We start from the raw sequence: 20,308 nt of genomic DNA on the forward strand, positions 1-20,308 counted from the left end.
TTGCTAACCCCGCGGTTCGTGGAGCGGGGAAAAGAACAGCACGCAAAACCCCCCCCCCCCCCCCATCCCCCCGGTGCTGGCGCGCCGGGGCGACGGGCCGCCTTGCGCTCGTCAGGAGAGGAAAGGGGGTCCGATTATCACCGGACCCCCAGCTTTGCTGTTCAGGCCGTTTCCTCGTCGATCATGCCCTCCTGCTCGCTGCCGTCCTCGTCCATGTCGGCGTCGCATTCCTCCGGCTCGCGCTCCGCTCGGTCAAAGGCACCGATCCGCAGCGGGGCGGGAAGCCAATGGGCGGGCAACCGCTCGGACACGTTCACGGCAAGGTCCGCCTTCTTCTTGATGGTGGCGCAATTCTCGGCACTCGACGCGCCCACTTCCTCGCGCAACAGGTCGATCATCGCAGCACGGCGCATCTTGTCGAACAGGCCGATGGGGGCGGTCCAGCGCGACGCGATGTTCACGCCGCTCGCGCGCACGATCTGCTCGAATTGGTGGTGGCGCTGGCCGGGGGAGCCGCCCGCGAACACCGTGCCGTCCACCGTCATCGCGACAAGCCCGGCCAGCAACGCCATCTTGTCGTCGCTGCCCATGGCACGGATCGCCTCGAACCGGCCTTCGGCGGGAATGGCGGCGAAGCGGGTCGCCATCATGTCCTCGACCGGACGTACGTCGCTGGTCGCCATCAACTCGTCCGGCACGGCGGTCGCCACGGCCTTGGCCTGAACCTCAATCGCCATCTGGTAGCTGTGCGCGCCGTGGAGCAATTGGCCCGCAAGGCTGTCGAGCACGATGTCGAGCGCCAGCGCCGGGTCGGCCGCAACCGCCTCCTGCACGATCCGCGTCTTGATGCGGGTGAGGTCGGCAAACAGGCTGTTGCTGTAAAGCGGGACGGGACCGTCGTGGTTCGCCTTCGGTTTCGGCTCGGCCTTGGCGCGGTAGAAGCTCTTGCCCAGTGATCCGTCATGCGACACCCAAAGGGCCACGCCGCCCACCGCAACCTGCTCGCGATTAAAGGCGCGCAAGCCTTCGGTGATCGCGTCGCGCTCGTCCGATAGCGGGTCGATCCGCTCGCTGTCCTCGCCCTCGGCCTCTGCGATGGCCTCGATCTCGGCGTCGATCGCGGTAAGCCTCGTCGCCTCGTCGTGGGTCGGCTCGCGCGTCGCCGGGTACATGCTGCCCTTCATATAGAGGTCGTAAGGGCGTTCGAGCGCCGCACGGACTTCGTGCCACCCGATAGCGCGATACTCGTCCGCGAGTGCGTCCAGCTTCTCTTCTGCCAGTTCTCGCACAAGCTCGGGATCGTCCGCAAAGCCTTCGGCCCCTTGGCTGAACAGGTCGACCGTGATCGTACCGCCTTTGGCCTCGTAAGCCTCCCGCCCGACGAACAGGAACGGGCCGCTGGTGGTGTCCACCTTCTCGGTGGTGAGCATCCGGCGGATAGTGTGCGCGTGGCCGTTCGCGGCCTTCCAGACCTTCATCTGCTGGCTGTGATCGTCGGTGAGGGTGAGCGCACGTGCGGCCTCAAGGCTCAACTGATCCTTGGCGATCAGGTCGATCAGCGCCGGGGCAAGCGCAGACAGGCGGAGCATCTTGTAGACGAAGCTGACCGCCTGACCGAACCGGGCCGCAATCTCCTCGGCGTCCATGCCCGTGTCGCGGAGCGCGGCGAAGGCGCGGATGCTGTCGGCAGGGTGCATGTCCTCGCGCTGGAAATTCTCGGCGAGCGACAGTTCGATGGCTTCTTCCTTGGTCCGCAACTCAACCGGGAAGGTGTCGCTGCTTTTGATCCGCTTGCGCTTCACCAAGATTTTGAGCGCGCGGTAACGCCGCCCTCCGGCAAAAACCCACAACAGCCCCTCGTCCTCATAGGCGACAAGGTTCTGCAACAGCCCGTGCGCTTCGATGTCGTCGGCCATCGCCTCGACGGCGGACGGCTTCACGCGGCGCTGGTTGAGCGGGGAAAGGCGAAGCTGGGCGAGCTTGGGATGGATGATAGCCATGATGATGCTCCGTGATCTGGATGGATTTGACTGGGAGGGGGTCAGCCTTCGAGGCTCGCGAGTTCGTCGAACTCGGCCGAGGCGCGCTTCGCGCTGCCGCCTGCGTAGGTGACGCCGGTGCGCGGATAGAAGAACACGCGCTCGCCCTTGCGGTACGGGGTGCCGTCGGCGCTGGTGCCGGGGGACTTCGCGCGCTTCCAATAGGGATCGCCGGTGTATCGGGTGTAAGCCATTGTCCTTTCTCCTTCTTTCGAGGCGCAGCCGGTTGCCGCTGCAACCGGGTCTGCCTCTCCGGCGAGGAGCGGGATGGGGAGGGAGGAGCGAAATCGATGGCCTGGCGCGGGCAGGCCGCCCTAGCGCGGCCGGCGCCCCACAAGGGCGCCGGGTGCCGCGCTCGGCGGACCACACGGGGCTGTCGATTTTGCTTCGGGAACGAAAGGGCAGCAGCCCTTGGTGTTCCCCGCGCCAGCGGGCCTCCGGGGGAGGGCCGCGGTGCCCTGCCAGCGACGTCCGCGCCGCTGGGCGCGGCCATAGGTGTGCCACGTGGTACACCTTACGCGAGGATCGTCACCCGCTCAGGGCCGAGACGCCGGCACGGTGGCTCGGTCGGCGCAACGCGCCGATAGAGCCGTGCCCGGCAGGGTCGCGCCCGACCGGGATCGTTGCCCCGAAAAGCGCTTTGCACTGGGCAGGTTGCTCAGCAAAACAGCGCGCTGCCCTTGCGGGGGTGGGGACTGACCAGGCGAGAACGAATGACGCCGATCGAGAGGATCTATTTCACGTCGCGGATCATCCACGGCGATTTGAGTTCGGCAGATGGTGAACTGTCAGGTCAGCTCGGTCCTGCGGGCACGTGGGTTCCGTTCATCAAAACGGCCCTGATGGCGCTCGGGAACCTTGCCGATTTGGAAGGACCCATGCGCTTCTTATACCGGGACGCACCAGAACTCGCCGACCAGATGAAAGCGATCGACGCCGACCTTCAGTTTGCGAAATACCTCCGCAATGTCTTTGGGGGTCATCTCAACGAGACGCTGATCGCCAAAGCCTATGAGTGGCGGCCCGAGCTGCGGATGCTCCCCGATATTCGCGAGCTGAACGGCACCGTGATGCTCAACGTGTTTGTGCTCGAAACAGCGATCAACACCTATGTCGCGCAGGATGGCCAGCACGGCATGTTCTCATCCGAAACGGATCTCGTGTACCCGCCCGATATGGAGCGGTTCTGCATGTGGCTTTCCACCACGGTTCGGGCCGCCATTCGGATTTGCGACATGCTTGGCGAGATCACCCATGTCTCAGTAACGCCGCTGGGCGAGCGAGCCGATATGTTCGAGGCGTACAAGGCTGCCGGGCTGACCGCCTTCGCTCGGATCAGGAAGGGCCGGTAAGGCTCGCTCACCCTGTGCTGCGCGTCGCGAGACGACAAGAAAAGGCGCGCGCCGGTGCCGCGAAGCGAAGCCGGCGCGCGCGCATAGGAGCCTGGAGCGACCCTCGGGGTCGCTCCAGACCGTTCCTTAGTCGGCGTCACCATCGTTGATGGCATCGCACGCGGCTTGGCAGGCTTCGCGGCTGCCATAGGGGCCGATATGCGGGGTGTTGTTGTCGTCGACGCCCCACCAGCCCTTGTCGACATGCCGCCCGCTGTCCCGCATCAACGAGCGGGTCCCGCCACCAATGTGGATCGGATCGAGTGTACCTTTGATCGACATATGCTTCGTCCTTCTATGCCCGTGATTGGGCGCACAGAACCGCGCGAGACCCGCGAATTGGGCGTCGCTCTACCGACCAAAAGCATCTGGTCGGCGCGGTTCGATGATTGATTTACAAGTGTCGATTTCGCGCACGCCCGGGACGGTCCGGGGGAACAGGAACGCGGCCCGTTTCACGAAAGATCGGGGCCGCGTATCCATCACGCCGCGACCGACATCGCCGCGTTGCTCATCCGGCTGAGCAGCCAGTCCGCGGCGGCCTGTGCTTGCGTCGCGGCGGTGAAGATGCACCTTTTGTCGTTGCGGAGCGCCTGCAGCCAGCTCGCCAGATAGGCCGCGTGATCCTCCCGGTCGTGGAGCTTGATGCCGATCGCGCCGCTGACGAATGCCGCACCCAGCTCGGCCACCAGTTCCTCGCGGGCGTAATCCTCCCGCTTCGTGGAAAGGAGGGTGGGGCGGGCGAGCCGGTCCACGTGGCCGGTTGCGTGGCAAAGCTCATGGGCAAGCGTCGAATAATAGTCGTCCCCGGTGTGGAAGTCGGCGAACTCGGGCATGACGACGTGATCGCCGCTCGGCTGATAATAAGGCTGCGATCCGTGGTGCCGGACGGTGACGGGAACGCGGGCAAAGAGGGTGTCCAACTCCGCGTCGCGTTCGTGGGGATTGGTTGCGGTGAGGATCGGCGCGGGGGCCGGATACTTCGCCTCGATGCCGTCGATCTGCTCGGCATTGAAGACGGTGTAGCGCTTGAGGAATGCTACCTGCCGCTTGCCATCGTCGCTGGCTTCTCCGCCCCTGTCGGCGTCCACCTCGATCGTGTTGGCATAAACGACGGTTGAGCCCTTCTCGCCCTTGCGGACGCACCCGCCGAGCGCGAGCGCCTGCTTGAAGGTCAGCCAATGCGGCGAGGCATAGCCCTTCGTCATGGCCGCCACCCAAAGGGTCAGGACGTTGATGCCGCGATAGGGAACGCCGGTCGAGCGCAGCGGAATGTTGGGGGTGGTGCTGCCGTTCCACGATTTCGACCAAGGCTGGGTGCCCGCCTCGATCATGGCGATCATCTGGTCGGTGATCTCTTGGTAGATGTCAGCCCGGTTGTCGGTGATCCGTGCCATGGTCTCTTCCTTTCCTTCGAGGCTGAAAGCCGGTCGCAACAGCAACCGGCTCTGCCTTTCCGGCGAGGAACGGGATGGGGAGGGAGGGCGAGAATCTGGTCCCTGGCGCGGGCGAGCCGCCTAGCGCGGCCGACGCCCCAGAGGGCGTCGGGTGCCGCGCTTGGCGGATTACACGGGGGGCCTGATTGTCGTTCGGGAACGAAAGGGCAGCCGCCCTTGGTGTTCCCCGCACCGGCGGGCCTCCAGGGGAGGGCCGCGGTGCCAGCGAGCCTGTGCCGGGCCAACGGCCCGTCCTCGGACCCGTGACATGGCCTTGGCAGCGGACGTGCTTTGGGCGATCTGTTGATGGATGATCGGCACAACGCCGTGACGGAGCGACAGCGCGTGACCAGCATTCGGATCCTGCACCGCGACCCAACCGGCAAGGTCTTTGACGGGGGCGTCGAGTATGGGGTGGAGCAGTTTGCCGGCCAGGTGCCCGCGATCGGCGACACGATCCTCGATCCCGGCGTGATCGCGGGTCAGGATCGGAACGATCCGCAAAATCGGTCGATCTGGACGGTGGTCGGCCGTGTGTTCAACCCGAGGGACCGGGAAGACACGGTGGCACTGATTGTGGAGAGTCGGGACGGCAACCTCGCCGACGAAGCCTTCGCGTGAAATTCACGGCAGAGGGGGAGGTCGTTGCGGCTCCCCCCTGCGGTTACTCGGTTGATACGCCATGAGTATGCCCTGAGTGACGTCTACATGGGCACTGGCTATACTTTGCAGGGCCGCTGCGGCTCCCGGCCGGAGCCCTGAGAGGCGCCCCCCCGGGCGCCCTTGGCGCCTTACGGGGGCGGCGCTGGGAACTCCCCCTCAAACTTGAACCCCCTACGCGCGAGGGGCATATCCGCCGGGAGAAAGGAATAGCCCCATGGCGGCCAAGAAGCAAACTGACAGCAGCTCCGATCTGCGAACGAATGAGAAGAAGTGGACCAAGCCGCTGATGGATGCGGGTTGGACGGCGCTGCCGAGCGTCATCATCGAGAACCAGCGTCAGCTTGGCCTCGAACCGCTCGATCTCAACATCGTGCTGTATCTGGCGAGCAAATGGTGGACGGCGGAAGGGAAACCTTACCCGTCCAAAAGCACCATGGCGCAAGCCATGAACGTCCACCCGCGCACGATCCAGAAGCACATCGCCAGTCTCGAGGCTGCCGGATACATCCGGCGCGAAGAGCGCCGGACCGACCAGGGAAGCCGGACGAACATTTACCATCTCGACGGACTGATCGAGGCGGCCAAACCCTTTGCGGATGAGAAGCTCGCGGAGATCAAGGAGAAGTCCGAGATCAAGAAGATCCGCCAGAACCGCAAAGGGGCTCCCAAGCTGCGCCTGGTCAAGGATGATGACGCGTGAATGCACATATTCAGGAAGCGCCACCTCGGGTGGCGCCGCGCCTGAAGGGTGCGCCGAAGATCCGTCAGCTCTTCTGGTGCGATTTCCCTCAGGACGCGCAGCTACCGGAGTTTTGGAAGCGGCGGCCGGTGATCGTGATTTCGTATCGGAACACGCTGCATGGAGCGGTGACGGTGATCCCGTGTTCGACGCAGGCGCAGCCAGGTAATCAGTGGGCAGTCCCGCTCCAAACCACCATTGACGGACGCGCGGCGTTCGCGATCTGCGACAAGATGACCACGGTAGCGGTCAGCCGGCTCGTGCCGGACAAGGGCGGCATAGCGCGGATGACGGAAGCCGAGTTTGACGGCATCCTTCGGGTGGCACTCGCCTGGCTGCCCGTGCCCTCGACACCGGCGCCGGAGGCCTGAGGGGCCGCCCTGGAGCGATTAGATATTAGTTGAATCTTCAGTAGCGGGTTCTATATCGGGAGGCATCTGCGGCCTCCCCCTCGGGGAGTGTCCGTTTCCCGCGAGGGAACTAAACGGTCGGGGCCGCCTCAAAAGGGCGGCCCTTGGCTTATCTGCCGCCCCTGCGCCGGTGCCGCATTCCCCGCTCCACTGATCTTATCGATGCGCTAGAGCGTTCGTCGTCCGGATTCCAGGCTGGAGGCGGCAAGGGTGAGCCACCGTGCACTCCAACGTAGTGCCACCGATAAATTCGCTGTTAGCGGATTTTCTTCGTTGACTGGCGAAATGCGTTGGGGCATCACACTCCTGTTCAGTTCGAAAGGGGATGTGTCGCTATCAACCGAGGGGGAAACTCCTCCTGGAGAAGAAATCTTCTCTGCTTTGTGGCTCCGTGCGTGCGAGCGAGCGGCGCCGCGGGCGGCCACCGGACGGCCCGGTGTCCGCCTTGGTGTTCAGGGTTAACGTGCTTCTACCCCACCCTCCAAAGCCTTGGCGGCGCCCCTGCATGGTGCATGGGGTTGGCAGAGGAGGACGCCATGCGAAAGCTTGGTCTGAACGAGAAGCGTGCGCGAACGAAGACGGTGCGACGGCAGCATTGGGCAAAGCGCCTGATCCGTCCGTCCACTTTGAAGACGGTGGTGGCCCTGGGGCGAGTGGTGGTGCAACTGCTCCACGTCGCCCTCTCCATCATCAAGGTTTTCCGCCAGTAGTTCGCACCCTGAATAGCCTCCCGAAAGGAGTTGCAATGTTGGGTGAAGCTCTTCGCCTGATCCGAGTCTATCATGACCTCAAGCAAAAGCAGGCGGCTGAGCGGTTGGAGGTTTCGACGTCGTATCTGTCGGAAATCGAACGCGGCTTGAAGACGCCGACGCTGGACATCATCCAGCGTTATGCGACTGTGTTCGACATGCCCGTCTCATCAATCATGTTCTTCTCGGAGAACCTCGACCAGAAGAGCACGCTTGATCAGGCGCGGACCTTTGTGGCTGGCAAGGTAGTGAGCCTGCTACAGTTCCTCGAGGCGCGGTCCGGTCGGACCCATGCCGAATAAGACGATCATCCCGCTCAATCAGTCGCAGCTTTACAAGCTCACCAGTCCGCGCCGTCTCGCTGACGTGCTCGGCCTTGCGGAGCCAGAGCTACGCGCAATGGCAGTCGGGTCAGATCGGTATCGGCAGTTCGAAATTGAGAAGAAGAGCGGCGGCAAACGTCCGGTCGAAGATCCGATCGCGCCGCTGAAGCGTGTCCAGAGCCGCATCGCTAAGATGCTGGCTAGGATTGAGCCGCCGCCCTTCTTATTCTGCCCGGTGAAGGGGCGCTGCTACGTCAGCAATGCGGCGCGGCATCGCGGCAGCCGCGTCGTTCACTGTCTCGATATCAAGAAGTTTTTTCCCAACACGCCGCGTGTGCGGGTGATCGCCTTCTTCCAGAATGTTATGGGATGCCGGGGCGACGTTGCCGGTCTGCTTGGCGATCTTTGCACTTTCGAGGGTCACTTGCCGACGGGCAGTCCGCTTAGCCCCATCCTGGCATATTACAGCTATCACGACATGTGGGCCGAGATCGCGGCTTTCTGCGCAGCGAAGGGTTACACGCTGACGGTCTATGTCGATGACGTGACAATTTCGGGTGCGAAGGTGCCGCGCGCGGATGTCTGGCAGGTGCAGCGGATGATCCACCGAACGGGGCTGCGCTATCACAAGCTCAAGCATTACGTGGACACGCCAGCAGAAATCACGGGCGTCGTCGTGCGTGACGGGAAGGTCGTCGTGCCCAATCGCCAGCGCCTGAAGCACCGTCAAACGATGTTGGCCCTTCAGCAGCTAGGGAGCGCCGATCAGCGTCTGCAAGGTCGCCTAACCGGCTTAGCGGGGCAAATGCGTCAGATCGCTAGCCTGAATGAGGCGGACTGACAGACGCAGGTCCCAGCAAGCGGCACACGACTTGGAGTGTGCCACGTGGCACACCGGCTTTAAAGCCATCGCCCTTGAAGGACCGTGCCGTATTCGATGACCAGGGCAACGGTGCCGGCGATGAGCGCGGCGAGCGCGAATAGCGCGAGCCGCGCCGGGATGCCGGGGCGCGATCTGCCGCCGCCCTCGGTGATGGCGATGGCGGTCCCGATCGCTAACCCGAGGACCAGCGCCGGCCCCAGCTCGTAGAGGATGAGTCCCAGCAGCCTGTTCGGGAGCAGGTGACGATACGCGCAGATAAGGCGGCCAGCCAGCACGGCCGCGATCACGAGCGAGAACGCCGCGCCCCATCGGCCTATAACTACCGCGGGCGGAGAGCCGCGCTCAAGCATCGGCTATCCGCACCCGTACAACTCCGCCGACCGATAAGGGCGATGCGGTGCAGCCTAGTTGATCGTCACCCGGATGAGCCGCGGTGGGCGGGCGGGGTGTCGCGAAGCGGCCCGTCGGCGCCGCGGAGTAGAACGTGGGCCGGAGGCAGGCTCCGGCTACTTCTTGATCGTTCCAACGGCGCATCCCTGCGGCACCTGTGCTCTGCGGACCGCGAGCTGCCGCATTCCTTCGTAGTCCACGCCCCATAGCCCCGCCCGCTGTGCTGCTGCCTTCTGCATCAAGTCGACATAGGCCCCGCCCGAGAACACACGGTAATCCACCGCATAGCCCTGGGCGACCATCGTTGCCCCGACACTCGCGCCGTTCGCTGGAAAGCGACATGCCAGGTTCAACCGGCCGTAGCTCTTGGGGTCGGTCCGGCACTGGCTCTCATGCCGAAGCGCGTAGTCGAACATCGATACCGAGCAGTCCAACCCGCCATCGCGCGCGGCCAACTGCTGCAAGGCGTCGCTCGACAAGGCCTTGAGCCGTGGCAGGTCGTCATCGGGCGCGTCGATCCCGACGACCCGCACCCGTCCATTGGGGAAGTCGATCGTATCCCCATCGATGACCCTCGGGCTCGGCGACGACAGCCGTGTTTTGGACACCTCGACGAGGGACTGCCTATTTTGCGAGATAGCATAGCTCGCGACGATCAGGAACGTCGCGCCCATCGTCCATCGTTGAAAGCGCGTCGCCCCGGGAAACAGCTTCATAGCGAACGTATCTCGCGCAGAAGGTCGTTCCAGTCGCCAGCATGGGGTGGCGGCTTGACGACGAGCTGGCGGCCGTTGGCCGTCAGGTGCGGGGTGGCGCGCTCGATCGCGCGCGCCGCCTCGGCCCCATGCTGGCTGTAGATGATGACGGTATGGATGCTCTCGGGGATAGCGATGGCCTGATACCGCTCGATCCCCAACACGGGCCACACGGAATGGCCGGCGCCGAGCAGGTTCATCACGCTGGCCGCGTCCTCGACGCCTTCGGCGAGGCGCAGGATGCCGTCGAGCGGGATGCCGCCCCAGCGGACCGCACCGACGCCCGGATTGCCGAGCATCCGCTTGGGCTCGTCCATGTGGGCCTTCCAGCGGCCGTCCGGCGTCAGGAAGGTCCGGTGTATCGCGACGACGCCGACGTCCTCCTCGATCGGGACGATCAGCGCCGGCGCGAACGCCTTGGCGGCGCCGGCACCGCACTGGCAGCGCGGATCGAAGCGAGCGTTGATCCCGTCGGGGACGATCGAGCGGCCTTCGCGCAGGTAGCGATCGGCGAGCGTGCCGGCGAAGGGCTCGGCGTGACGCCACACGGCAAGCGCGAGCTTGTTGAGGTCGGCCTTGCCCTCCTGGCGCTGGCCCGGGTCGTGGTCGACAGGCGCGAGGATCTTGCCCGAGCGCAGTGCCGCCATAATCGCGTCGACCGTGCAGCCTGCGAAGCAATGGAACAGCACGGCACGTTCGCCGACGCGGATCGACAGGCTGGCCTTGCCGTCGGCGTGGGCCGGGCACCGACACATGGCGGATGCGCCATGCCATTTGCCCCCAAGCTGGCGGACGATGCGGTCGGCCTGATCCTCGATCGTAGCGGTCTGACGTTGGGCCATCTAAGACACCCCCGGTGCAGGACCCATACAGGCTATCGGGGGAAGCCACAAAGCACCAGCGAAAACCGCATTAATCACTACGGGGGAACAGGGTGGAGTTGGACTTACTGCTCGAGCGCGAACTGACGACGCTGCGGCCACCTGGCGGCACGATTACCGACGTCCATGTATGTCAGCGCGACTGCGGCAGGTGGCACATCAACGTCCGGGTGAGCTGGCGCGGTACAGCGCTCTTCCACGTCGGCCTCTACGATAAGAAGCGGATTCGCCTGTATAAAAAGGCTGCCTCGGCCATCCGCCATATCGTCCTTGGTTACGGGTATGAAGACGTGATCCATGTCCATCCGTGGCCCGGCCTGAAGGACCAAGCGACGTTTTAACGCGATAGGATGTTGCCGCCAGAATGAACCAATTGTCATTTTCGGGCTAGGCAACCACGTCCGAGCGATTTAGCTTGTCTTCACTCTAGGAGTGAAAACATGGCAAATCGCTTGTTTTCGTTTGTGCCAGTTGCTGGCCTCCTGACTGCCTCGATGGTGGCGGTTCCGGCTCGTGCAGCTGATTCTACCTGGGCATGTGAAGTGATGCTCTGCGCGAGCAATCCCGGTGGCTGGATGCAATTCCGGGAGTGTGTGCCTCCGATCCGCAAGCTCATCACTCATCTCGGCCTGGGCGGAGGCTTCCCAACATGCAGCGCCGGCGGGGTTCGCAAGGCGGACTATACCAAGCCGCGAAACGGACGGCCCGGATACGTCGTGATGACGATGCAGGACGGCTCCCGCACCCGATACACGGTGCCGAGTAGCGCACAGGTCGCCCAAGCGGAGGCGACAGCGCAGGCGGGGCCGATACCGGGCTTCGGAACACCGGAGCGGTAACGATGCTCCCGTCCGCAATCGTCCTAGGGTTGGCAGCGCAGTGTGCGCCAGGTGTCGCCCCGGAGACGATCGCGGCGATCGTGCAAACGGAAAGCCAGGGGTTCGAGCTGGCGATCAACGTCAACGGGCTCGGCCGCAAGGTCGGGCCCGCGACGAACGTGGCACAGGCAATCGCCATCGCACGCTCCTATGTCAGCAAGGGCTATTCGGTTGATCTCGGTCTCGGGCAGATCAACTCCCGGAACATGAAGGCTCTCGGCCTGACCTGGGACAACGTGTTCGATCCATGCACCAACATCGCGGCGGCAGGCGCGGTGCTGTCCGGCAACTACCATAGCGTGCGCGCGGGGCTGCACCCGCAGCGCGCGCTCCGCATCGCCTTATCCATGTATAACACCGGGTCGCAGTCGCGTGGCTTCTCCAACGGCTATGTCGGGAAGGTGGTCGGCAATGCCGGCATTTCCAACGGTATCCGGCCCGTCGCGGTTCGCGTGAGCGCGTTCACCGACGCGACAAACACCGGCGAAGGGTCGAGCGCGGCTGCGCAGCTCGCCGCGCTCGTCGAGGAAAACACGTCCCAAGCGGGGCAGCCCAAGGCTGCGCCTCCCCCACCGCCGCCATCCTGGGACGTGTTTGCGAGGGCGGAATATGAGCGAGCGCGGCTCGCCGGAGAAGGAGAAAACCGATGAATCTCGCATCTTTCGGTGGGCCGGCGCTCGCCCTCCGAAGCCGTGTCACCGCGCGCGTCGGCGCGATGACCCCGCGCCAGCGCAAGGTCTCGCGGCTGTTGTCGATGTTCGGCCTGGTGGCGCTGACGTCGCTGCTCTCGGCCGAGCCGGCGTTCGCGCAGACCAATCTGGAGAGCTTCGGCAACGCCGTTCTCGGCCTGCTGAGCAATGGGCTGCTGCGCATCGTCGCAATCCTCGCGCTCATCGCGGCCGGGTTCGGGTGGCTGACGGGGCGGGTCAACACCGGGGCGCTCGTCACCGTCATCATCGGCATCGCGATCATCTTCTCGGCGCCTTGGATCGTCGACCAGCTCCAAGGCTGATTCTCTTGAAAGCGGGGCGCGCCGCACGCCCCGCTTCCGCCTGTGTTTCGAGAAAGGGTCTAGCGTGGACGAAGAACGGGAAGTGATGGCGCGCAACACGCTGTTCCTGGCGGTGACGCGGCCTGCGCTGTTCGCAGGCATCCCGATCGAAGCGGCGGTGGTGATCCTGCTCGCCTCGGTGATTACCCTGATCGGCACGACGAACCCCATCTACGGCCTGGTCGTCGCCGCGGTAATGTTCGGCATTTCGCGCCTGGTGGTGCGCCACGACGTCAACGCGTTCCGGCTGATCTTCCTGTGGGGTCGCACCAAGGCGGCCAACCGCAACCGCGTCTTCTGGGGCGGGTCGAGCTACACGCCGCTCCCCCTGAAAGGCATCAAGCGGAAGGGGTTCGGCCGCAATGGCTAGGGCGAGTCGCCTCTCCGAACAGGTGCCGATGAAGGTCGCGCTCAAGGAAGTGATGCCGACCAAGTTCCTGCCCTATGCACGGCACGTCACCGACGAAGTCGTGATGCTGGATTCCGGCGCGATCATGCTGACGTTCGAGCTGCAGGGGCGGGCGTTCGAGACGGCCGACGTGCGCGATCTGAACGACTGGCACGCGAAGCTCAACGGGATGCTACGCAACCTGCACGACGATCGCCTGTCGATCTGGACGCATCTCGTCCGCGCGCGGGTCGAGCAATATCCGGGCGGCAACTTCCGGTCCCGGTTCGCGCGGGATCTCGATGCCGCCTACTTCGCGCGGATGAACAGGGAGCGGTTGTTCATCAACCGCTTCTTCGTGACGCTGGTGCTGCGCCCCTCGGTCCATGGCGCCGACAAGCTCGTCCAGCTCTTCAGGAACAAGGCGCGCGCGGAAGCGGAGGCCGATGCGGTCGACACCGATCTGCTGGAGGCGCTAGAGGACAAGGCGCGCGATTTCGAGAAGCTGATGGACCGCTGCTCGCCGCGCAGGCTGTCGATCTACGGGCACAACGGCCTCAAATTCTCCGAGACGATGGAAGTCGCGGAAATGGTGATGACGGGCCGGCATCGCCGTGTCCCGATCATCCGGGGGCACCTCGGCAGCGCTCTCTATCGCCAGCGCGTCGTCTTCGGTGGCGAGACGGTGGAGGTCCGCGACGCCGATCGCAGCGCCTTCGGCGGCATTTTCGGTATTCGGGAGTATCCGGCGACCACGACGCCAACGCAGTTCCAGTCGCTGCTGGCCGTCGATTTCGCGTTCGTGCTGACGCAATCCTTCACCTTCCTGGGCCGTGCCGCGGCGTCGGAGCGGTTCCGGCTGCGGCAGAAGCAGATGGAGAATGCCGACGATCGGGCCGTCAGCCAGATGCTCGATCTCGTCGACGCGGCAGACGACCTCATGTCCAACCGCTTCGTCCTGGGCGATCATCACTTCACGCTCGCGGTCTATTCGGACAGCCTCAAGGGGCTGCGCGACAACATGTCGATCGCGCGCGCGGCGCTTGCCGATACCGGCATGGTCGCGGCCCGCGAGGGGGCGGCGCTGGAGGCTGCCTATTGGAGCCAGCTCGTCGGCAATTTCGCGTGGCGCGCCAGGCCGGCGCCGATCACGTCGCTCAACTTCGCGGCATTCTCGCCCTTCCATACCTACCCCGCCGGCCTCGCTACCGGAAACCATTGGGGTGACGCTGTCGCGCTCATGAAGACCAGCGCGCGCAGCCCGTACTTCTTCAGCTTCCACAAGCGCGATATCGGCCACACGCTGATCGTCGGCCCCACCGGGGGCGGCAAGACTGTCATCGTCAACTTTCTGATGGCGCAGGCCGAGAAGACGGGCGCGCGCCAGATCTTCATCGACAAGGATCGTGGCGCGCAGATTTTCGTGCTGGCTTCGGGCGGCACCTATCTGACGCTCGAGAACGGCAAGCCGACCGGCTTCGCGCCCTTGAAGGCGCTGGAGAACAAGCCGGAGGACCGGGCCTGGCTCTCGCTATGGGTGCGTCAGCTCGTCCGCGCGGAAAGCCGCCCGATCACGGTGCAGGAAGAGCGTCTGATCGATGAAGGGGTGGCCGCGGTGATGCGGCTCCCGCGCGAGGATCGCTCGCTGGACGCGCTGCGCACGATGCTCGGCATGTCGGATGCGGGCGGCATCGGCGCCCGTCTCGAAAAGTGGACCTCGCGCGGGTCGATGGGGTGGGTGTTCGACAACGCCGCGGACGAAATGACGCTCGATGCCCGGTTCATCGGCTTCGACATGACGGACTTCCTCGACAACGCCGACGTCCGCACGCCGCTGATGCTCTACCTGTTCCATCGGATCGACAAGCTGTTGACCGGCGAGCGAACGATCATCGCCGTCGACGAGTTTTGGAAGGCGCTCGGCGACGATGCGTTCCGGAGCTTCGCGCAGGACGGCTTGAAGACGTACCGGAAGCGCAACGCGATGATGGTGTTCGCCACGCAGTCGCCGGCCGACGCGCTCAAGAGCGATATTGCGCACTCGATCCTCGAACAGGTGGCGACCCAGGTGATGCTTCCCAACCCCAAGGGAGCGCGCCGCGATTATGTCGAGGGCTTCTCCCTCACCGACGCGGAATACCAGCTCATTCGCGAGGAACTGTCGCCGGAATCGCGCAAGTTTCTCGTGAAGCAGGGCCATGACAGCGTGGTGGTTGAGCTGGATCTGACCGGTCTCGATGACGAGCTGGCGGTGCTGTCCGGGCGTGCCGAGACGACGCCGATCGCGGTCCAGGCAGCGGCCAAGTTCGGCCCCGATCCCGCCAACTGGCTCCCCGTATTCCACCAACGTCGTCGGCCAAGCTGAAGGAGAGAGGGACATGCGTAGAATGAAGGCAATCGCACTCGCGCTGTCAGGATCGGCGCTCATGCTGGCCGGCTCGGCGCGCGCGCAAGGCATTCCGGTTCACGACGTCGGCTCGATCCTCCAGCAGATTGAGCAGGTGAAGCAGGGCGTTCAGGTCATCCAACAAGGTGCCGACCAGATCCGCGAGGCGCAGAAGCTCTACCAAGACCTCAACAAGATGACGGACATCGGCAGCGTCGCCCAGCAGCTCAAGAACGATGTGCTGCGCACCAGCAACGTGTCGTCCAGCTCCCTCGACGGCTACACCAACGGCGATCTCAACGTCGTTGGCGGCCTGCGGGGCAAGGCGAACGACGTCTATCAGGATCTCATCGGGCGCGGCTCGCCAACGATGACGGCCGATCAGCGTGCCGCCTACGAACAGGGTTCACGCGAGGCGGCCGTGACGACGGGCTTGGCCGGCAATGTCGGTGATGCGGTGACGAGCCGGCGCCAGGGCCTCGAGGCGCTGCGCAGCCGCCTCAACAGCGCCAGCTCGGCCGCGGAACGTGCCGATATGTCGGCGCGGCTCCAGCTCGAACAAGCGCAGATGATGAACGATCAGATGGCGCTTCAGGCGATCGAGCTTCAGCGAAGGGCAAAGGCCGAAGCCGGCTACCAACGGTCTCTGGCGTCTAATCGATCGGAAATCGACAAGCTGCGGGCTGAGGCAGGGGTCAACCCATGACCAAAGCTCTTTGGCTCTTCCCCTGCCTTTTGGCGCTGGCGGCATGTGGCACGAAGGAGTCCGACTCCGACCAAGGCAAGCTTCGATCTGACATGCCGCTGCGTACCGCCAAGTATTTCACGGAGAACCAAGGTGAGCTGGCCGAGACAGACGCAGTCTGCACAACATGGAAGGCTTCACAGCGCCCTCCTGCGTCATGGCCTGCAGTAGTCGTGAACAACTGCAACAACGTGGATACCGCAAAGACCTTGCTTAGAAACAAGGCCGATACGGATAAGCTACGCAAAGAGGCGGGCATCTGATCGAAGCTAAGCTGTCCGGGGTCGTGTAATGGGCTTCAATATCTATACCGCGATGTTCAACCAACTTGACGCCGCATTGGCGGGGGTGGTTGCGGCCTACGCCGGGGTCATCGGATGGATTTCCGGTCCACTCCGGGTCGGGGTGACAATCTACATCATCCTCCTCGGCTTCGCGGTCCTGCGCGGCGCTGTCGAATATCCGTTTCGCGAGTTCGTCTATCGAGGGATGAAACTTGCCGCGCTCGTGTTCGCGGTAACGACCCTCTACGGCGCGTCAGTCGGCCTTCTCGCCATGAATGGCCTGCCCAGAGAAGTCGCGAACGCCGTAGGCGCGCAAGACGTGAACGGACTTGGCGGCTTCTTCGACGCGATACTCAAGGGTGCGGTTCGCGCCATCGCGAACATTAAAGAGATTGTTCAAAATCACACCACGGAGGAAGGGACGAACCTGGCCGGCATCCCGAATAATTGGGATGAAATCATCGTCAGTGAAATCATCAACGTCGTCATAATGCTGGCTGCGCTGCTGGCGTCGGCCCTCGGTTTCGCAATCTGCGCTTTCGCTCTATTCGCCCTTTCCTTGTTGGCTGCAATCGGACCTCTCTTTGTCGCCGCTCTCCTATTCGACTCCACACGACCGTTCTTCTTCCAGTGGCTCGGCAGTATCGTAAACTACGTCATCCTCGTTGCCTTCGCGTTGCTAGTGACGGTTTTCATCGCCAACGCGGCCGACGCCTTCATTGACGCAATCACGCAGGATGACTCGTTGATCCTAGCGGCGGTCAAGGCGCTCGGGTTCTACGCCCTCGGATTCTTCTTCTTCCTTCAGATACCAGGCATGGCTGCGGGCTTGGGCGGCGGTGGCGCATCACTCGCCTCGCAGTTCGCTAACGCCGCGACCGGCGGGATCGCGCCGATGATCGGTCGCGCATGGTCAAACGCTCCACAAAGGGCAGTGAATCGCTGGCAGGCAAATCGCGCCCGCCGAGCGGAAGCGCGGGCTGCCGGCGGCACCCTTTACAACAACAGCTAATCGGAGACCCGGCATGAAGCTCGGTTCGGCCTTAGCCTTTCTCGCTCTCGCGGCTCTTACTGCTCCGGTTCCATCGATCGCTGCGAAGGACGATAAGCTGCCCCGCTGCAACGGACGGCAGAAGCGTCCTGCAAACCTCTACGGGACGGTTCTTCCATCAATCCCGTCGCGCAACGCAACGTCGGCCGCTGCAGCACCGTCCGCTGGAGGTGTGCCACGTGGCACACCTCAATCAGCCCCAACGCCGGCGACGAACCTATTCCCACCCGATGAAGCGGCGCCAGCTCCCCGAGGGTCAGACACGTCGCAGGCCGGCAAGGTGCCGGCGATCGGCGCACTCACTCCGAGCGCTGGCCCGACTGCCGCGCTCTCAATCTCCTATGCGAGCTGCTGAGATGGCGATCGGAGTGAAGGACAAACACGAGGATCTGAAGGCCTATTTCGCGGAAGCGGAAAGCTGGGACCGGGATCGGTTCGTGGCCGCGGTTCGCTCGCGCCGGATCGCGTGGATCGTTGCTATCGTCGCGATCGTGTTCGCCGCGATCTGCGCGGCTGCGGTGCTGGCGCTGTCGCCGCTCAAGACGGTGGTGCCCTATGTCGTCACGGTCGATCGTTCGACAGGCGCAACGGAAGTCACCCAGGAGCTGCGCGGCGACAAGACGATCACCTATGACGAGGCGATCCGTAAGTATTTCCTCGCCGACTATGTGCGCGCTCGCGAAGGGTGGATTCCTCAGGCGCGGGAGGAGTTCTTCCGCAAGGTGCTGTCGCTCTCGGCGCGGGAGGAACAGACCCGTTGGACAGCCTTCTACAAAAAGGACAATCCGGACTCCCCGCAGAACCAGTTCACCGCCAATGACGCGGTGTTCGTGGCGATCCGCTCGGTCGCGTTCATCTCGCCGAACGTCGCGCAGGTTCGTTTCATCAAGAGGCTCCAGCGCGATCAACAGGTGATCGAGACGCCCGCTATCGCGACCATCACATTCGATGTGCTGTCGAAGCCGGAAACGGAAGCCGGTCGATACGCCAATCCGCTCGGGTTTCAGGTGAAGACATACCGGGCCGACGTGGAGGTTCCGACACGATGAGGACGATTCTGCTTCTGGCAACGGCGATCAGCGCCGTGGCGGCAGCGCCCGCACTGGCGCAGACCCCTACGCAACACGGTCCCGACGCACGTATCCGCGAGGTCGCCTATACCGACGGGAACGTGATCCAGATCCGGAGTGCGTTCCGCACCGCGACGCAGATCGAGTTCGCCCCGGGCGAGGTCATCAAGTTCGTGGCGATGGGGGACACGGTGTCCTGGGAGGTCGCTCCTGCTGACAACTCGCTGTTCGTGAAGCCGCGCGAGCGCGCTGGCGCCACCAACCTGATCGTCGTGACGGATTTCCAAGGGGCCAAACGCAACTACACCTTCGAGCTGTCGGCCGTCGCTACGGCGCGCTCGCGCGGCACCTTCTTCAAGGTCCGGCTCCGCTATCCGGAATATGAGGCGGCACAGACCCGCTTGGCGCAACAGCGCGCGCAGCTCGCCGCAGCGCTCGCCGCGCAGAACGGCGCGATCAAAGCCGCGCTGGACATCGGTGTTCTCGAAGGCACCCGGAACCTCAACTACAAGGTCCAAGGCTCGTCCGAGCTGCAACCGTCCGAAGTCAGCGACAACGGGCAGTTCACCGTGATGCGCTTCCCGAACCAGCGCGAGATACCTGCGATCTTCACCGTCAACCCCGACGGTAGCGAGGCCACAGCCTCGTTCGACGTGCGCGACGAGTTCGTCGTCGTCCATGGCGTCTACAAGGAAATGCGTCTGCGCCGGGGCAAGGTGGTGCTGTGCATCTACAACGAAAGCCCGAGCTTTTACGGCCGCGATCCCAAGACGGACACGGCGTCGGAAGCGGTCGAGCGCACGACGGAGAACTGACGTGTCCGATAAGCGATTCGACGTCGACGCGACGCCCGACGTGAACGAGATTGATCGCGCTCCCCCTGCGGCCGATCGCGCGAACCGCATTCCGTCACTGAACGCCGTCCAATGGGACAACAAGAAGATGGTCGTGGGTGCGGCGCTGGCCGGCGCGGTCGTGTTCGGCGTACTGTCGCTTGTTTCCGGGTCTGGTGGCGACAACAAGGCATTGGAAGCCAGGAAGGCCCCGCCCCCAGCTGCCGAGGCGCCCTACGATCCGAACTCCGTCATCGCACCGACGCTCGCGGCCGCGCCCCGCGATCCGAACGCCCCGGTCCAGCTCACCGGCGAGCAAGTACCGGCCATCGGCCCTGACGGTCAGCGGATCACTCCTTACGGATCGGCAGGTGGGCAGCAGAGCCGCGGTGTTAGCGAAGCGGAGCGGCGTGCCAACGAAACCAGGGAGCTGCGCGACAATGCGCGGCGATCGACACTGATAGCCTATAACGGCGACCAATCTGCAAGGCGGGCGCTTGGGGACGTCACCAGCAACTCCCAAAATGAGGGGGAAAGCGCGCCTGCGAGGACCAACCTCGACAATCTCAAGCAAACCTCGGCGATCGGGACCGCCACGGCGCGCATGATCGGCGACCGCAACTATCTCGTCACCGCAGGCGCGATCATCCCCTGCACGCTCCAGACCGCAATGGACAGCAGCGTGCCGGGCTACACGACGTGCATCATCCCTCGAGATGTCTATTCCGACAACGGCCGCGTCGTGCTGCTCGAGAAAGGTACGCGCGTCTTCGGCGAGTACCAGGGTGGGTTGCAACGCGGCCAAAATCGCCTTTTCGCGATGTGGACGCGGGCGGTCACGCCCCGCGGCGTGGCGATCGACATCGGCTCGCCGGCATCGGACCCGCTCGGCCGTGCCGGCGTCACCGGGAAGATCGATCGGTTCTTCTGGGGGTGACTACACGAAAGTGACGTATCTGCACG

Annotated in this window: 25 protein-coding genes; 18 read left to right on the forward strand and 7 right to left on the reverse strand. The window is 64.1% G+C overall.

Translation table 11 applies throughout. The annotated features are described in order from the left end of the window. Positions 1-161: 161 nt before the first annotated feature. Positions 162-2,000, reverse strand: a complete 1,839-nt coding sequence (locus ACQKJZ_RS05895; RefSeq protein ID WP_219750573.1) for a ParB/RepB/Spo0J family partition protein — start codon at positions 1,998-2,000, stop codon at positions 162-164. A 41-nt stretch (positions 2,001-2,041) separates the two neighbouring features. Further along, on the reverse strand, positions 2,042-2,233 hold the full coding sequence (locus tag ACQKJZ_RS05900) for a hypothetical protein (RefSeq protein WP_071838556.1): 192 nt from the start codon (positions 2,231-2,233) through the stop codon (positions 2,042-2,044). Positions 2,234-2,752: 519 nt separating this feature from the next. Here ACQKJZ_RS05900 and ACQKJZ_RS05905 point away from each other — a divergent pair. Then, on the forward strand, positions 2,753-3,391 hold the full coding sequence (locus tag ACQKJZ_RS05905) for a hypothetical protein (RefSeq protein ID WP_427730345.1): 639 nt from the start codon (positions 2,753-2,755) through the stop codon (positions 3,389-3,391). A 126-nt stretch (positions 3,392-3,517) separates the two neighbouring features. Here ACQKJZ_RS05905 and ACQKJZ_RS05910 read toward each other — a convergent pair whose 3' ends face one another. After that, positions 3,518-3,712: a hypothetical protein gene (locus ACQKJZ_RS05910; RefSeq protein ID WP_058733683.1), complete on the reverse strand. Its 195-nt coding sequence runs from the start codon at positions 3,710-3,712 to the stop codon at positions 3,518-3,520. Between the two features lie 200 nt (positions 3,713-3,912). Further along, positions 3,913-4,827: an ArdC family protein gene (locus ACQKJZ_RS05915; protein ID WP_427730346.1), complete on the reverse strand. Its 915-nt coding sequence runs from the start codon at positions 4,825-4,827 to the stop codon at positions 3,913-3,915. A gap of 330 nt (positions 4,828-5,157) precedes the next feature. On the opposite strand from ACQKJZ_RS05915, the gene ACQKJZ_RS05920 reads away from it, so the two are divergent. The 6 genes from ACQKJZ_RS05920 (at position 5,158) to ACQKJZ_RS05945 (ending at position 8,591) form a co-directional block, all read left to right on the forward strand. Continuing rightward, a complete protein-coding gene (locus ACQKJZ_RS05920; RefSeq protein WP_206542365.1) occupies positions 5,158-5,487 on the forward strand; it encodes a hypothetical protein in 330 nt (109 codons plus the stop codon). Positions 5,488-5,743: 256 nt separating this feature from the next. Then, positions 5,744-6,229 carry a helix-turn-helix domain-containing protein gene (locus tag ACQKJZ_RS05925; protein ID WP_041043290.1) on the forward strand — a complete coding sequence of 162 codons (486 nt, stop codon included), beginning with the start codon at positions 5,744-5,746 and terminating at the stop codon, positions 6,227-6,229. Beyond that, positions 6,226-6,639: a type II toxin-antitoxin system PemK/MazF family toxin gene (locus ACQKJZ_RS05930; protein ID WP_066706755.1), complete on the forward strand. Its 414-nt coding sequence runs from the start codon at positions 6,226-6,228 to the stop codon at positions 6,637-6,639. The genes ACQKJZ_RS05925 and ACQKJZ_RS05930 overlap by 4 nt, the downstream gene beginning before the upstream one ends. 575 nt (positions 6,640-7,214) lie before the next feature. After that, complete coding sequence (locus ACQKJZ_RS05935; protein WP_256926668.1) at positions 7,215-7,388, forward strand: hypothetical protein; 174 nt, start codon at positions 7,215-7,217, stop codon at positions 7,386-7,388. A 35-nt stretch (positions 7,389-7,423) separates the two neighbouring features. Then, positions 7,424-7,729 (forward strand): helix-turn-helix transcriptional regulator, encoded by a 306-nt coding sequence (locus ACQKJZ_RS05940; protein ID WP_019368207.1) that lies wholly within the window; start codon positions 7,424-7,426, stop codon positions 7,727-7,729. Then, positions 7,719-8,591, forward strand: a complete 873-nt coding sequence (locus ACQKJZ_RS05945) for a reverse transcriptase family protein (protein ID WP_427730347.1) — start codon at positions 7,719-7,721, stop codon at positions 8,589-8,591. Before ACQKJZ_RS05940 ends, ACQKJZ_RS05945 begins: the two co-directional genes overlap by 11 nt. A gap of 59 nt (positions 8,592-8,650) precedes the next feature. On the opposite strand, the gene ACQKJZ_RS05950 is transcribed toward ACQKJZ_RS05945, so the two are convergent. The 3 genes from ACQKJZ_RS05950 to ACQKJZ_RS05960 form a co-directional block, all read right to left on the reverse strand. Next, a complete protein-coding gene (locus ACQKJZ_RS05950) occupies positions 8,651-8,983 on the reverse strand; it encodes a hypothetical protein (RefSeq protein ID WP_427730348.1) in 333 nt (110 codons plus the stop codon). A 156-nt stretch (positions 8,984-9,139) separates the two neighbouring features. Continuing rightward, positions 9,140-9,739, reverse strand: coding sequence for a thermonuclease family protein (locus tag ACQKJZ_RS05955; protein WP_427730349.1), 600 nt, complete (start codon positions 9,737-9,739; stop codon positions 9,140-9,142). Continuing rightward, positions 9,736-10,620, reverse strand: a complete 885-nt coding sequence (locus ACQKJZ_RS05960; RefSeq protein WP_201279666.1) for a DUF7146 domain-containing protein — start codon at positions 10,618-10,620, stop codon at positions 9,736-9,738. The genes ACQKJZ_RS05955 and ACQKJZ_RS05960 overlap by 4 nt, the downstream gene beginning before the upstream one ends. A gap of 92 nt (positions 10,621-10,712) precedes the next feature. On the opposite strand from ACQKJZ_RS05960, the gene ACQKJZ_RS05965 reads away from it, so the two are divergent. The 11 genes from ACQKJZ_RS05965 (at position 10,713) to ACQKJZ_RS06015 (ending at position 20,282) form a co-directional block, all read left to right on the forward strand. Continuing rightward, positions 10,713-11,000 carry a hypothetical protein gene (locus ACQKJZ_RS05965; RefSeq protein ID WP_071838552.1) on the forward strand — a complete coding sequence of 96 codons (288 nt, stop codon included), beginning with the start codon at positions 10,713-10,715 and terminating at the stop codon, positions 10,998-11,000. 500 nt (positions 11,001-11,500) lie between these two features. Further along, positions 11,501-12,187 carry a lytic transglycosylase domain-containing protein gene (locus tag ACQKJZ_RS05970; protein ID WP_427730350.1) on the forward strand — a complete coding sequence of 229 codons (687 nt, stop codon included), beginning with the start codon at positions 11,501-11,503 and terminating at the stop codon, positions 12,185-12,187. After that, on the forward strand, positions 12,184-12,549 hold the full coding sequence (locus ACQKJZ_RS05975; RefSeq protein WP_413071787.1) for a TrbC/VirB2 family protein: 366 nt from the start codon (positions 12,184-12,186) through the stop codon (positions 12,547-12,549). Before ACQKJZ_RS05970 ends, ACQKJZ_RS05975 begins: the two co-directional genes overlap by 4 nt. Before the next feature lie 64 nt (positions 12,550-12,613). Continuing rightward, positions 12,614-12,958, forward strand: coding sequence for a type IV secretion system protein VirB3 (locus tag ACQKJZ_RS05980; protein ID WP_239017055.1), 345 nt, complete (start codon positions 12,614-12,616; stop codon positions 12,956-12,958). Then, positions 12,951-15,341 carry a VirB4 family type IV secretion/conjugal transfer ATPase gene (locus tag ACQKJZ_RS05985; protein ID WP_427730351.1) on the forward strand — a complete coding sequence of 797 codons (2,391 nt, stop codon included), beginning with the start codon at positions 12,951-12,953 and terminating at the stop codon, positions 15,339-15,341. Before ACQKJZ_RS05980 ends, ACQKJZ_RS05985 begins: the two co-directional genes overlap by 8 nt. A gap of 13 nt (positions 15,342-15,354) precedes the next feature. Beyond that, positions 15,355-16,068, forward strand: a complete 714-nt coding sequence (locus tag ACQKJZ_RS05990; RefSeq protein WP_427730352.1) for a type IV secretion system protein — start codon at positions 15,355-15,357, stop codon at positions 16,066-16,068. Then, positions 16,065-16,370, forward strand: a complete 306-nt coding sequence (locus tag ACQKJZ_RS05995; RefSeq protein WP_427730353.1) for a hypothetical protein — start codon at positions 16,065-16,067, stop codon at positions 16,368-16,370. Before ACQKJZ_RS05990 ends, ACQKJZ_RS05995 begins: the two co-directional genes overlap by 4 nt. Before the next feature lie 28 nt (positions 16,371-16,398). Continuing rightward, positions 16,399-17,403 (forward strand): type IV secretion system protein, encoded by a 1,005-nt coding sequence (locus ACQKJZ_RS06000; RefSeq protein WP_427730354.1) that lies wholly within the window; start codon positions 16,399-16,401, stop codon positions 17,401-17,403. Between the two features lie 395 nt (positions 17,404-17,798). Continuing rightward, positions 17,799-18,491, forward strand: a complete 693-nt coding sequence (locus tag ACQKJZ_RS06005) for a virB8 family protein (RefSeq protein WP_427730355.1) — start codon at positions 17,799-17,801, stop codon at positions 18,489-18,491. After that, complete coding sequence (locus ACQKJZ_RS06010) at positions 18,488-19,327, forward strand: TrbG/VirB9 family P-type conjugative transfer protein (RefSeq protein ID WP_427730357.1); 840 nt, start codon at positions 18,488-18,490, stop codon at positions 19,325-19,327. The genes ACQKJZ_RS06005 and ACQKJZ_RS06010 overlap by 4 nt, the downstream gene beginning before the upstream one ends. A 1-nt stretch (position 19,328) precedes the next feature. Then, entirely contained in the window at positions 19,329-20,282 is a 954-nt protein-coding gene (locus ACQKJZ_RS06015; protein WP_427730358.1) for a TrbI/VirB10 family protein, read from the forward strand. The last annotated feature ends 26 nt before the right edge of the window (positions 20,283-20,308 follow it).

Source organism: Sphingomonas sp. NPDC019816 (assembly GCF_050274375.1).
GTDB lineage: Bacteria > Pseudomonadota > Alphaproteobacteria > Sphingomonadales > Sphingomonadaceae > Sphingomonas.

Coding starts and splice junctions, on each gene's coding strand:
- ACQKJZ_RS05895 (WP_219750573.1), bottom strand. CDS start 2,000: ATGGCTATCATCCATCCCAAGCTCGCCCAGCTTCGCCTTTCCCCGCTC.
- ACQKJZ_RS05900 (WP_071838556.1), bottom strand. CDS start 2,233: ATGGCTTACACCCGATACACCGGCGATCCCTATTGGAAGCGCGCGAAG.
- ACQKJZ_RS05905 (WP_427730345.1), top strand. CDS start 2,753: ATGACGCCGATCGAGAGGATCTATTTCACGTCGCGGATCATCCACGGC.
- ACQKJZ_RS05910 (WP_058733683.1), bottom strand. CDS start 3,712: ATGTCGATCAAAGGTACACTCGATCCGATCCACATTGGTGGCGGGACC.
- ACQKJZ_RS05915 (WP_427730346.1), bottom strand. CDS start 4,827: ATGGCACGGATCACCGACAACCGGGCTGACATCTACCAAGAGATCACC.
- ACQKJZ_RS05925 (WP_041043290.1), top strand. CDS start 5,744: ATGGCGGCCAAGAAGCAAACTGACAGCAGCTCCGATCTGCGAACGAAT.
- ACQKJZ_RS05935 (WP_256926668.1), top strand. CDS start 7,215: ATGCGAAAGCTTGGTCTGAACGAGAAGCGTGCGCGAACGAAGACGGTG.
- ACQKJZ_RS05940 (WP_019368207.1), top strand. CDS start 7,424: ATGTTGGGTGAAGCTCTTCGCCTGATCCGAGTCTATCATGACCTCAAG.
- ACQKJZ_RS05945 (WP_427730347.1), top strand. CDS start 7,719: ATGCCGAATAAGACGATCATCCCGCTCAATCAGTCGCAGCTTTACAAG.
- ACQKJZ_RS05950 (WP_427730348.1), bottom strand. CDS start 8,983: ATGCTTGAGCGCGGCTCTCCGCCCGCGGTAGTTATAGGCCGATGGGGC.
- ACQKJZ_RS05955 (WP_427730349.1), bottom strand. CDS start 9,739: ATGAAGCTGTTTCCCGGGGCGACGCGCTTTCAACGATGGACGATGGGC.
- ACQKJZ_RS05960 (WP_201279666.1), bottom strand. CDS start 10,620: ATGGCCCAACGTCAGACCGCTACGATCGAGGATCAGGCCGACCGCATC.
- ACQKJZ_RS05970 (WP_427730350.1), top strand. CDS start 11,501: ATGCTCCCGTCCGCAATCGTCCTAGGGTTGGCAGCGCAGTGTGCGCCA.
- ACQKJZ_RS05975 (WP_413071787.1), top strand. CDS start 12,184: ATGAATCTCGCATCTTTCGGTGGGCCGGCGCTCGCCCTCCGAAGCCGT.
- ACQKJZ_RS05985 (WP_427730351.1), top strand. CDS start 12,951: ATGGCTAGGGCGAGTCGCCTCTCCGAACAGGTGCCGATGAAGGTCGCG.
- ACQKJZ_RS05990 (WP_427730352.1), top strand. CDS start 15,355: ATGCGTAGAATGAAGGCAATCGCACTCGCGCTGTCAGGATCGGCGCTC.
- ACQKJZ_RS05995 (WP_427730353.1), top strand. CDS start 16,065: ATGACCAAAGCTCTTTGGCTCTTCCCCTGCCTTTTGGCGCTGGCGGCA.
- ACQKJZ_RS06000 (WP_427730354.1), top strand. CDS start 16,399: ATGGGCTTCAATATCTATACCGCGATGTTCAACCAACTTGACGCCGCA.
- ACQKJZ_RS06005 (WP_427730355.1), top strand. CDS start 17,799: ATGGCGATCGGAGTGAAGGACAAACACGAGGATCTGAAGGCCTATTTC.
- ACQKJZ_RS06010 (WP_427730357.1), top strand. CDS start 18,488: ATGAGGACGATTCTGCTTCTGGCAACGGCGATCAGCGCCGTGGCGGCA.